Annotated in this window: 8 protein-coding genes and 1 pseudogene; 1 reads left to right on the plus strand and 8 read right to left on the minus strand. The window is 51.8% G+C overall.

Translation table 11 applies throughout. From position 1 onward, the window contains the following. The 3 genes and pseudogenes from H6B10_RS08230 to H6B10_RS08240 all read right to left on the minus strand — a co-directional run. Positions 1-1,139, minus strand: a pseudogene (locus tag H6B10_RS08230) (excinuclease ABC subunit UvrA); the annotation flags it as partial. Beyond that, on the minus strand, positions 1,136-3,175 hold the full coding sequence (gene uvrB, locus H6B10_RS08235; protein WP_204651154.1) for an excinuclease ABC subunit UvrB: 2,040 nt from the start codon (positions 3,173-3,175) through the stop codon (positions 1,136-1,138). The gene uvrB and the pseudogene H6B10_RS08230, both read right to left, overlap by 4 nt. Positions 3,176-3,318: 143 nt before the next feature. Then, positions 3,319-4,062: a JAB domain-containing protein gene (locus tag H6B10_RS08240; protein WP_204651155.1), complete on the minus strand. Its 744-nt coding sequence runs from the start codon at positions 4,060-4,062 to the stop codon at positions 3,319-3,321. Between the two features lie 20 nt (positions 4,063-4,082). Here H6B10_RS08240 and H6B10_RS08245 point away from each other — a divergent pair, with 20 nt between their 5' ends. Then, on the plus strand, positions 4,083-5,126 hold the full coding sequence (locus H6B10_RS08245; protein WP_243427317.1) for an RluA family pseudouridine synthase: 1,044 nt from the start codon (positions 4,083-4,085) through the stop codon (positions 5,124-5,126). A 77-nt stretch (positions 5,127-5,203) separates the two neighbouring features. Here the strand turns inward: H6B10_RS08245 and H6B10_RS08250 are convergent, their stop codons facing one another. The 5 genes from H6B10_RS08250 to dnaB form a co-directional block, all read right to left on the minus strand. Then, positions 5,204-6,298, minus strand: a complete 1,095-nt coding sequence (locus H6B10_RS08250) for a hypothetical protein (protein ID WP_204651156.1) — start codon at positions 6,296-6,298, stop codon at positions 5,204-5,206. A 17-nt stretch (positions 6,299-6,315) separates the two neighbouring features. After that, positions 6,316-8,361 (minus strand): ATP-dependent zinc metalloprotease FtsH, encoded by a 2,046-nt coding sequence (ftsH, locus tag H6B10_RS08255; protein ID WP_204651159.1) that lies wholly within the window; start codon positions 8,359-8,361, stop codon positions 6,316-6,318. A 105-nt stretch (positions 8,362-8,466) separates the two neighbouring features. After that, positions 8,467-9,009 (minus strand): hypoxanthine phosphoribosyltransferase, encoded by a 543-nt coding sequence (gene hpt, locus H6B10_RS08260; protein WP_204651160.1) that lies wholly within the window; start codon positions 9,007-9,009, stop codon positions 8,467-8,469. A 12-nt stretch (positions 9,010-9,021) separates the two neighbouring features. Further along, entirely contained in the window at positions 9,022-10,413 is a 1,392-nt protein-coding gene (tilS, locus tag H6B10_RS08265) for a tRNA lysidine(34) synthetase TilS (protein ID WP_204651157.1), read from the minus strand. Further along, positions 10,403-11,752, minus strand: a complete 1,350-nt coding sequence (dnaB, locus tag H6B10_RS08270) for a replicative DNA helicase (RefSeq protein WP_204651161.1) — start codon at positions 11,750-11,752, stop codon at positions 10,403-10,405. Before dnaB ends, tilS begins: the two co-directional genes overlap by 11 nt. Between the last annotated feature and the right edge of the window lie 168 nt (positions 11,753-11,920).

Here is an 11,920-nt window from a genome sequence, read left to right on the forward strand (position 1 = left end):
CTTTCGCGCTGCATTTCTATACGCTCTTCACCGGTACCGTACAACAGCGCATGCAAGGCCTCTTTGCTGAAGTCTTTGATGGGCGTGTCCAGTGTAAAGCCGTACCGCTTGCCAAGCGCCAGATAGGTCATCTCCGAAATAGAACCTTCTGCATAATACCAACCGCTGGCTTTGATGGCACTTTCCCGAATTGACTTGCGCTTATCCGGAATGATCCGGGCCGGGTCCACTTTCATAAAGGTGCCAAGGCCGGTACACTTTTCGCAGGCGCCGAAAGGATTATTGAAACTGAACATCCGAGGCGTCAGTTCTTCCACCGAGATGCCGTGTTCCGGGCAGGCATAGTTCTGGCTGAATGTCATGGGCTCGCCGCCAATCACATCAATCACAACCAGACCGCCTGCCTGCGCCAGCGCCGTCTCGATTGAGTCGGCCAAACGCGCACGGACCGTGTCGTTGATAACCAAACGGTCCACCACAATTTCAACGGTATGTTTGATGTTCTTTTCGAGGTTGATTTCCTCGCTGAGATCATACATATTGCCGTCGATGCGCACACGGGCAAAACCGGAACGGCGGGCCGCATCCAGTTCTTTCGCCTGCGTACCTTTCCGTGCCCGTACCACCGGTGCCAACACCTGGAACCGTGTACGTTCCGGCAGTTTCATCACTTCATCCACCATCTCGTCAATGGACTGCTGCGTGATTTCCCGGCCGCACACAGGGCAATGCGGTACACCGATCCGCGCGTACATCAGGCGCAAATAATCGTAAATTTCCGTTACCGTACCCACCGTAGACCGCGGGTTATGGCTTGTGGTTTTCTGGTCAATGGAAATGGCCGGGGACAGACCCGTAATCTCATCCACATCCGGTTTTTCCATCTGGCCAAGAAACTGCCTTGCATAGCTGGACAAACTCTCCATATACCGCCGCTGGCCGTCGGCAAAGATCGTGTCAAAAGCCAGACTGGATTTGCCAGAACCGGACAGTCCCGTCATTACGATCAGCTTATTGCGCGGCAATTCCAGATCCACATTTTTCAGGTTATGTTCGCGGGCACCGCGAATAACGATCCGATTGTTCGGATCAATCTGTATCTTGGATTTTCGCTTTGTTTCTTTCGGTGCAGTACTCAATTTTTATATTTCCTCCTGCCCTTTCTCGTTTTGGCTGCGGCTTTTCGCTCGCTGGCATCTGCCGCCGTAGGGTCTTCTCCCCGCTCCAACCGCGCAATTTCATCGCGCAGCTGTGCAGCCAACTCAAACTGCAGCAATCTGGCAGCCTCTTTCATTTCCTTGGTCAGCCGTTCTATGGTTTGCTGACGTTCTGCTCTGCTCATACGGCGCTGGCGCATGCGCTTGTTCTCTTCGCTCATGCTGATCTCCAGCCCATCCCCGATTGCTTTGACAATGGTTTTGGGGGTGATTCCATGCTCCTGGTTATAAGCATCCTGAATGGCTCTGCGGCGCTCAGTTTCCATGATTGCCCGTTCCATACTGGGTGTAATTTCATCGGCATACATCAAAACCACACCGTTGGCATTACGGGCCGCACGACCAATGGTCTGAATCAGACTGGTTTCACTGCGCAGGAAGCCTTCTTTATCCGCATCCAGAATGGCAATCAAAGAGACTTCCGGCAAATCCAGACCTTCACGCAGCAAGTTAATACCAACGATCACATCAATCGCACCCACACGCAGGTCTTTGATGATTTCCATACGCTCGAAGGTATCCACTTCATGATGCATGTATTTGGTCTTTACACCGTGCTCTTCCAGATAATCTGTCAGGTCTTCCGCCATTTTCACAGTCAGCGTTGTGACCAATGCCCGCTCCCCGCGCTCAATTCTCTGGCGGATTTCTCCCAGCAGATCTTCAATCTGTCCTTCCACCGGCCGAACCATAATCAGCGGGTCAAGCAACCCCGTGGGGCGAATGACCTGCTCCGCCACCCTACTGGAATGCTGACGTTCATAGTCACCCGGTGTTGCAGATACAAAAATTTTCTGGTGGACCTTCTTTTCAAACTCTTCAAAACGCAAGGGACGGTTATCAAAAGCCGACGGCAGCCGGAAACCATACTCCACCAGTGTTTTTTTGCGGCTGTAGTCACCGCCATACATGCCGCGCACCTGCGGCAACATTACGTGGCTCTCATCCACCATCAAAAGGAAGTCATCCGGAAAATAATCCAGAAGTGTGGTTGGTGTAGACCCTGGTGCCCGTCCGGACAAAACCGCGGAATAGTTTTCAATGCCCTTGCACATTCCCACTTCCTGCAGCATTTCCATATCATAATTGGTACGCTGCTGAATGCGTTGCGCTTCCAGAAGTTTGCCTTCTTCCGTAAACTTCTTGACCTGTTCTTCCATTTCCCGGGCAATTTTAGCCAGGCCTTCCTTCATTTTTTCCGGACCGACAATATAATGGCTGGCCGGGAAAATTGCCACATGCCGCACTATATTTTTGTGCTCGCCTGTCAGCGGATCAAACTCTATGATCCTGTCCACTTCATCCCCAAAAAACTCAACGCGGATAGCATATTCATCATTATAGGCCAGATGAATATCCACCGTATCGCCTTTGACACGGAACTTATTGCGGATAAAATTCATATCGTTCCGCTCGTACTGAAGTTTGACCAGGCGCGCGCAGAGTTCATCCCGCTCCATCTGCATACCGGGGCGGAGACTGATCACCATGCTGCGGTAATCGATAGGATCACCCAAAGAATAAATGCAGGAAACACTGGCCACAATGATCACGTTGCGCTGCTCCGACAAAGCTGCCGTGGCAGAATGACGCAAACGGTCAATTTCATCATTGATGGCACTGTCTTTCTCTATATAGGTATCTGTGGAAGGAATATAGGCTTCCGGCTGGTAGTAGTCATAGTAAGAAACGAAGTATTCCACCGCATCATCCGGGAAAAAACTTCTCATTTCCGTACAGATCTGACTGGCCAGCGTCTTGTTCGGTTCCAGAATCAACGTCGGGCGATTGCATCTGGCAATGATGTTGGCCATGGTGAACGTCTTACCGGAGCCGGTCACGCCCAACAGTGTTTGCGCATCATCGCCTTCTTCAATTCCCTTCACCAAGGCGTCGATCGCCTGCGGCTGATCCCCGGTGGGCTGGAACGGCGCCTTCAGGTGAAAAATTTCGTCCATAGCAAACCCCTTTCGTGGCAACAACGTATCGTTGTATTCCGATTATATCATAGCCTATTTTATAAGTAAAGTCCCGCCATTACATTTTGTGCAATGCCCCGTAAAAAATGCACCCTGCCGCGCCTGCACGCAACAGAGTGCCGTCATTTGATTTTACCGCTTGCCGCATTCAAAATGGCATCACCGCCGCGATAAGCAGGAAGACAACCGCGTTGTTTCATGGAACAGGCATCATCCTCTGCCACAACAATATGGTCGATGACGGAAACGCCCAACGGGTCCAAGGCCCGCATGATTCCCAATGTCGCAATCAAATCTGCCTCACTGGGTAACGCCAGTCCGGTCGGATGATTGTGGGCCAGAATACCGCAGGTTGCATCTGTGCGCGCCACGTCCCGCAACAGTTTGCGGGTATCTATATGTACACGATTGGGCACACCTTCCGCAATACGCATATCGCGCACCGGGTAGCATTTATCATCCAAAAGAATCAAGTACAACAGTTCGTTCTGCTGACCGAAAAACAATGGTTTTACATATTCAATTGCTTTCTCCGCCTGATTGAGCGCTGTCCGTTTCTTTCGTTTCTTCAGGCCGTAATAACGTCCGAATGCCATCACCGAATGGATCAAGCGTGCACTTTTGGGCCCGACACCTTCCACCTTCATCAATTCCTGCGGTTCCGCTTCCATCACTTTACAAAAATCGCCAAAGTGCTGAATAAGGCGGTGCGCCAATTCATTGGTATCCTTGCGAGGAATTGCCAAAAACAACAAGTACTCCAACGCTTCATGTTCAGCCAAACTTTCCAGACCGTCCCGCTCCACACGCGCCTGCATTCTGGCACGGTGGTTTTCGTGCAAAGGACGTTCCTTTTCCTGGCTCATGATCTCACAACCTTTTGCTTTTGGCTTTACGTTTCTTATATTTTATTATATACTGTAAAAAACATTTTGCAAACAGATTATCATGGACAAGTGAGGGAATCATGAAAAGTTTTACCGCAGGCCCCAATGAAAACGGTGTCCGCCTGAACCGCTTTGTGGAAAGTGTAACCCAGCAATTTCCACAAAGTATGATGTACAAAGCCTTTCGGAACAAACGTATCAAAGTCAACGGAAAGCGCGGCACACCGGATACCCGCCTTGCCACCGGTGATGTGATTGAGCTGTATATCAACGATGAGTTTTTCCCCGCCAATCCCCAGCGTCCCCGTCCCAAACCGCCCCGCAAGCAACCGCCTGTAACTGTAATTTATGAAGACAGCAACATGGCTGTTCTTTATAAACCGGCCCATTTACTTTGCCACAGTGACCGGACCGGAGACCCCAATTTGGTAGACGCCTTTCGCGCCTATCTGGAATCCAAAGGTGAATATGACTCCCACGCCGAGCAACGTTTTGCACCATCTATATGCAATCGTCTGGATCGCGGGACCGAAGGTTTGGTTCTGGCCGCCAAAAGCTACCCGGCTTTACGGGATTTGAATGCCATCATCAGCCATGATTGGATGAAGAAAGAATATTTGACTATTACTGTTGGCGCACCGCCGGCAGGACGTCATATTGCCTGGCTGCAGCACAGCGAAAAAAACAACAAGGTACGCATTCACGCCCGTGAATCCGCCGGATACAAACAAATCATTACAGAGGTTACCGTGATTCGCCAGAGCGGTCCGTTTGCACTTTGCCGCATTGGATTAATCACCGGAAGAACGCACCAGATTCGTGCCCACCTTTCCTACCTCGGTCACCCGGTTCTGGGTGATATTAAGTATGGAAACCGAAAAATGAATGAACGCACCGGATTCAAAACCCAGGCACTCTGCGCCCAACGCCTGACGTTTTCTCAAATCCCCGAAGACAATACGCTTCACTATCTGTCCGGTCGGGTAATCAAACTGACAGATCCGGAAATTGTAAAGCAATTTGACCGTTTATCAGCCGAATAAAAACAAGCCCCTCGCCTTTCACAGAAATGCGAGGGGCTTGTTGTATTTAAGACTGATGTAGCGGTTTCATGTATCTGTTACGCAATCACAAAGTGATAGACCAGCGAAACCGCGATGATCAGCGCGCATACGATTGCAGTAATCGGCGGCGCCCAATGAATGATGCGTTCAGCCATGATGTCATCTTCGCTGGCCTCATCATCATCGGCATAACGGCCACGCCGTTTGCCGCTCTGGCGATCATCATAATCATCGTCATCATCATAATCGAGTTCGTCGGTATCATACATCTGCGTACCTTCGTCCTCGTCATCTTCGTCCTCGAAAAGACGCCCCTTCGGAGCATAACGACGAACCCGTTCCATTTCCGCATCTTCCTGCGGGGCGTACCCTTTCGGATCATAGGTTGCAGTGGCATCGCCTTCGTCGTAGTCGTCTACTTCCTCGGCCTGATGATTGATGGCGGCCTGCGCTGCAGCGGCTGTCGCTGCCGGATTGCTGGCCGGAGCGCGCTGCGGAGCCACATTATCGGCCACAGCGTTGATTTCCTGCTGCTGGCGTTCTGCCGCGCGGCGAGCTTCTTCCAGAATAGAAGTCAGCGTCGCTTTGATTCCGGCACGATCCCCGCCGCATTCCGAGCAGGAGGTGCAGTTCTCCTCGTTGGGATGGAATGCACCGCAGGCACAGAACCAGCCATACTCCGTATCCTGCGGGACACAAGTCAACTGGCCGTTTCCGGTACGCTGCTGCAACGTTTTGGCAATGGAAGCAGGCAAAACACGGGGCATCTGCAGGCGGACACGCTTGTAAGCACGCAGGTCCACACCGCGGCCATTCAGGAAAGCACGGTCCTGCTCTACCTCGACGCTGGAAACCGGTGTGTCGCTCACATAAACAGCATCATCACTGCCGAACACATCGCCGGGCTGCGCATCAAGCTGCTCGTAGTAAAAATCGTCCTCACAAAGGACCTGTCCCGCAGCGTCTTTGCATTTGAAATGAATGACAAGCCCCGTCAAAGGCTCGGTTCCCACATTTTTGAAAGTCAGGCAAACCGCAACTTCGCCAGTGACATCACCTTTCAGCAGTTCCACCCGGACAAACTGAACCGGGCTTCCTGCCGTGTAATAGTTGGCGCGGGACTGCGCCATGAGAGAGAAATTCTGATCCATGATCCAACACCTACTTTTTACTCTTGGGCGTCCGGTCGGTCGGTATCCGGCTCGGCAGCAGTCTCTGCTTTCGTATCATTCTCCTGCGCAACGGTCTGGCCCGGTGCAGCCTGAGGTTCCTCGGCTTCCTTGGACGTCTCGCCTTTTGCCAGATCGTAGGGCGGCAAGTTTCCACCCTCCATCAGGGTTCTGAACTCATCACCGCTGATTTTCTCACGTTCCATCAGAACAGTGGCCACTTTGTGCAGTTCATTCATATGCTCCGTCAACAAACGACGTGCCGTTTCGTAAGCTTCATCCACAATGTCGCGGATCTCGTTGTCGATTTCCGAAGCAATCGCTTCCGAATACCCTTTTCCCTGCCCAAAATCGCGGCCAAGGAAAGTCTGACCCGGATCACTGCCGTACACAACCGGGCCCATCCGCTCAGAGAAGCCATACCGCGTTACCATGGCACGAGCTGTATCCGTTGCACGCTGCAAGTCATTGGATGCACCTGTGGAGATATCGTCCAAAACCAACTGTTCAGCCACACGTCCGCCCAGAAGGGAAACAATGTTCTCAAACATCGCCGTTTTGGTCACGTAGCTGGGGTCTTTTTCCGGCAAATACATCGTATAACCGCCGGCGCCGCCGCGAGAAATAATGCTGATCTGATGAACAGGGTCGTGATGCTTGGCAAAGTAGCCGGTAATGGCATGGCCGGTCTCATGATAAGCCACCAGACGACGTTCATCATCGGTAACAACATGGCTCTTCTTCTCCGGTCCCATCATAACCTTGACCGAAGCTTCTTCGATTTCCGGCTCGGTAATCGCTTTTTTGCCGCGGCGCGCTGCCAGCAGCGCAGCCTCGTTCACAAGGTTTTCCAAGTCTGCGCCTGAGAACCCTGCCGTAGAGCGGGCAATAGTCTTAAGGCTCACATCCGGTCCCAAAGGTTTGTTCTTGGTGTGAACTTTCAGGATTTCTTCGCGGCCTTTAACGTCCGGCAAACCGACATATACCTGCCGGTCAAAACGACCGGGGCGCAGCAAAGCCTTATCCAGAATATCTGCACGGTTGGTTGCGGCCATAACGATAACACCATCGTTGGCGTCAAAACCATCCATCTCGACCAGCAACTGGTTCAGGGTCTGCTCGCGTTCATCGTGCCCGCCGCCCAAACCGGCGCCGCGCTGACGGCCTACCGCATCGATCTCATCGATAAACACAATGGACGGCATGGTCTTTTTGGCCTTTTCAAACAGGTCGCGTACGCGGGAAGCGCCCACGCCTACATACATCTCCACGAAATCAGAACCGGAGATTGCGTAGAACGGAACACCGGCTTCACCTGCGCAAGCACGGGCCAGCAAAGTCTTACCAGTACCCGGAGGGCCAACCAGCAACACACCGTGCGGGATTCGTGCGCCCAGGGAATTGAACTTGCCTGGGGCTTTCAGGAATTCGACCACTTCCTGCAGTTCGGCCTTTTCCTCATCCGCGCCAGCTACATCGGCAAAAGTCGCCTTGCGCTGATTTTCCTGCTGGTCTTTCACTTTGGCACGTCCGACGTTCATAATGCCGCCGCCGGCGCCGCCGCGATACATCGACATGAACAGCATGCCCAGGCTGCCCAGCATAACAACATAGAAAATAATTTCAAGCCACGGTATGCTGGTTTTGGCCGCCACATAGTCGAAGATCATCGGTGCATCCGGATTTGCTTCATTATATTCATCCACAAATTCGGAGATCTTACCGGTGTTAAAATCGACGCCGTACGGCAGCTTGTACGAAACATAGACGGTACCGCCGTTAGCGGGAAGCATATCTTCTTCCGAAGTGTTAAATCCGCTCAACAAGCCGCCGGTCTCCTGTTCGTCGATTTGTACCGTAGCTTCGGGCAGCGGGATATTCCCCTCTTTCAGCCACATTTCCAGCTTGTTGGTCCCCAGATCCAGGCGGTAGGACGTTACCTGGTGGTTTTCAAAATAATAATAGATTTCAGAATAGTTGATATGGCTGGATGCGGAGACTGCCAGCAACGGAGACAGGCTGACAAAAAACAACACCAGGACCATAAGCACGGCTACCAAAAGAATGCCGTTGAAGCGCGGTTTATGCTGCAAGAAATCAACTCCTAGCCGGTATAGTTTACCGGATAATTTTAGCCGCCCGAACCGGCTTTACTTTGTGTATACTTCGGGTTTCAAAACGCCCACATAGGGCAAGTTGCGATACTTTTCGTCATAGTCCAGGCCATAGCCGACAACGAACTCGTCCGGCACCTCAAAGCCAAGGTAATCCGGCTCGATGTTGGCCTTGCGACGGCTGGGTTTGCTGAGGATCGTGCACAAACGCACACTGCGGGGATTGCGCATTTTCAGCATCGGCAGAAGATGGGACAAAGTAATTCCCGTGTCCAAAATATCCTCTACAATCAAAACATCCTTGCCGGTAAGATCGGCATCCAGATCCTTGATAATTTTTACAAGTCCGGTAGATTCCGTGTTGGCTCCGCCATAGCTGGAAACCACCATAAAATCAATACCGCACGGAATTTTTACAGCCCGCATCAGGTCTGCCATAAACACGACAGAACCTTTCAGAATGGACACCAGCAGCAAATCATGGCCTTCGTAGTCCCGGCTGATCTGCACGCCCAATTCCGCCACCTTATTTTTGAGTTGTTCTTCCGATACCAGTATATGATCGATGTCCTGATCCATGCTGCGCATGAATTATGCCTCCTCTGCTTTTTCTGTCCGTACTGTCAGTACCTCGTTGGTATACGAGTCTGGCGCTACACCCTCGGCAAAGCCGCAGCCCCATATCCAAAGGACTTCGCTTCCATCCGCCAGCAAAGGCAAAAGTGCACGTTCCTGCTGCGGAATTTCCAATTCATTGTAGTATTTTTTCAGTGTTTTCCGAACATGACGACCGGCCGGGCGGAAAAAATCCCCCGGCAAACGAGTACGCAAAATTAGATTCCTTTGTATTTTAGCACAATCGGCACAACAGTTTAAGTCTTTTTTGAAAATTGGTTGATTTTTTAGAAATTCTTCATACTTTATGCGCCGAAATTCAACAAAATAACCACCGGGCAAGTAAAATTGCCCCTCGGTAAAAGGCTGCGGCGGCGCCGGAAGCGGCTGTACGCCCTGCGGCGTCTGCCGGATCAGCAGGCCATCCTTCACTTTATAGGTCACATCCTGCGTCAGCTGCAAGGCGCCATCTCCGCGCTGCAGCAGAAAACGCAAAAGCGTGATATACTTCTCTTCCGCATCTCTGACAGGACTTACCAGTGCATGCAATGCCGCATCCAAAACCGGACCTTCTGCACGGCGCAAAGTGGAAACTTCGTAGCCTCCTTTTACCGTTGCTGCCTGCAGCAACGCAGCCGCTTCTCCGGTAAGCCACTGGTCCAGATCCCGCATCTGCCTGCATAACCGGGCAATTGCATTCTCGGCTGCCGGGTTCGCATATTGCAGTGCCGGAATCGCATCATGACGGATTCTATTCCGTGCGTAAACATCCTGTTCGTTGGTTTCGTCCTGCACATAGTTTTGCCCAAGTGCTGCACAGTATGCTTCTGTGTCAGCACGGGTCAGGCACAGGCAGGGTCGCACATAATACCCACGGCGCGGCGGAATGCCCGCCAGCCCATGCAGACCGGTTCCCCGTGCCATCCGGAACAGCACGGTTTCCACCTGGTCAGACATCGTATGTGCCGTTGCGATAAACGCTTCTTCCTGTACTGCCAGTTGGTCAAACCAACCGTAGCGTAATCCGCGCGCCCATTCTTCACTGGGTGCTTCCGGAATTTGGACGCCTTCACGCACGGCGTCATACAAGAACAGTTCTACCCCGTTCTTACGGCAAAAGGCCGTTACAAAATTTGCATCTGCCACGGCCTGAACGCCACGAATTCCGTGGTTGACGTGGGTAGCCAGCACCTCAATCTCCAGATCACGGCGCCTGCGAAGTAAAAAAAGCAACAAAGCCATAGAGTCTGCCCCTCCGGAGCAGGCTGCAATGACTCTGTCGCCCGACTTAAACAACCCCTGCTGGCGGCAATAGGCCAGCAAGGTATCCTCGATACGTTGGATTACTTTTTCAGCATCAGAATTCATGGGTCACATCCAAATTGCTGAAGCGTGTATGTGCACCGTCCCATCCCAAACGAACCACACTGGTTTCGCCGTGACGGTTTTTGGCTACGATGCACTCCGCTTCGTTTTCATTCGCCTGGTTTTCTTCCCCGTTCTGAGAATTATAATATGCTGCTCGATACAAAAACAAAACAATGTCTGCGTCCTGTTCGATAGAACCGGAGTCACGCAAGTCAGAAAGCTGCGGACGATGGTCGGACCGACCGGCCGTTTTTTCTGCCGCACGGGAAAGCTGCGACAAAGCAATGACCGGCACATTCAGTTCCTTTGCCATAATCTTGAGGTTTCTGGTAATATCACTGATTTCCTGTACGCGGCTTTCCGTCCGCTTTGCACTCTGCATCAACTGCAGATAGTCAATAATCACCAAGCCGATTTTATCTTTTTTGGGGTCCTGGTTGATCGTCCGGATCTTCGCCTTGATTTCCGGCACCGAGATACCGGACGTATCGTCCATATAGATCGGTGCATTATACAAAAGCGAGGTAGCCTGCGCGAAATCGTTCCAGTCCGAATTATTCAACCGGCCGGTACGAAACGCCTGGCTGTCAATGTTGGCCGTGCTGGAAAGGATTCGGTCTGTCAGCTGTTCGCAGGTCATTTCCAAACTGAAAATGATGGTGGGAACCTTTTGCTGCCGTGCCACATTGGTGGCAATGTTCAGGGCAAAACTCGTTTTTCCCATACCCGGTCGAGCTGCCAGGATGATCAGGTCGGAACGGCCCAATCCCGTCAATACGGTATCCAGATAATTGAATCCTGTGGGAATCCCGGCAAACTTGTCGCGGTCGGCACCGCTCAGTTTCTGCATGGTGTCGATAACCTCCAGGATCGATTCCCGTATGGTTTTGACACCGGATTTATCCCGTCCGCTGCGGATGTCGTAAATTTTTTGTTCTGCGGATTCCAGCAGCAAATCGGCATCTTCACCGCTGGCAGTCTCGCTTAAAATACTGCGGGCGGCTTCGATCAAACGTCTTGCCTGGTATTTTTCCTTGACGATTTTGAAATAGGAATCCACATTGGAAATCGCCGGAACGGTTTCCGCAATATGGGTAATGTAGACCTTCGCATCGTCTGCACTGGCAAAGGTTCCGCCATTGGCCAGGGCATTCACCAGCGTGATAACGTCAACCGCTTCGCTCTCTGTGTAGAGAGCCCGCATGGTTTCGTATACCGCACGGTTTTGATCCGAATAGAACATTTCCGGTTCCATATCGGTAATAAGACGGTTCAGGATCGCCTCATCCATCAAAGCCGCACCCAAGATGCTCTGCTCGGCCTGCATGTTATAAGGCATCTGGATTCCCAAGCTGGAAAGACTCAATTCTTCATTTCGCGGCACGACCTTCTCTTCTCCCTTCCAGCCACTCTGCAAAGCAGTTTTGCTTTACAGTTCTTCAACCTTGACTTTGAATGCTGCAGACACACCTGCGTACAGGCGCACCGTTGCATCATAGCTGCCAAA

The organism is Gemmiger formicilis (assembly GCF_016901605.1).
In the GTDB taxonomy this organism is placed as follows: domain Bacteria; phylum Bacillota; class Clostridia; order Oscillospirales; family Ruminococcaceae; genus Gemmiger; species Gemmiger formicilis_B.

Excerpts from the sequence above, each read along its gene's own strand:
- ftsH (WP_204651159.1), bottom strand. The coding sequence starts at position 8,361 with ATGGTCCTGGTGTTGTTTTTTGTCAGCCTGTCTCCGTTGCTGGCAGTC.
- H6B10_RS08240 (WP_204651155.1), bottom strand. The coding sequence starts at position 4,062 with ATGAGCCAGGAAAAGGAACGTCCTTTGCACGAAAACCACCGTGCCAGA.
- uvrB (WP_204651154.1), bottom strand. The coding sequence starts at position 3,175 with ATGGACGAAATTTTTCACCTGAAGGCGCCGTTCCAGCCCACCGGGGAT.
- dnaB (WP_204651161.1), bottom strand. The coding sequence starts at position 11,752 with ATGCCTTATAACATGCAGGCCGAGCAGAGCATCTTGGGTGCGGCTTTG.
- H6B10_RS08250 (WP_204651156.1), bottom strand. The coding sequence starts at position 6,298 with ATGGATCAGAATTTCTCTCTCATGGCGCAGTCCCGCGCCAACTATTAC.
- tilS (WP_204651157.1), bottom strand. The coding sequence starts at position 10,413 with ATGAATTCTGATGCTGAAAAAGTAATCCAACGTATCGAGGATACCTTG.
- hpt (WP_204651160.1), bottom strand. The coding sequence starts at position 9,009 with ATGGATCAGGACATCGATCATATACTGGTATCGGAAGAACAACTCAAA.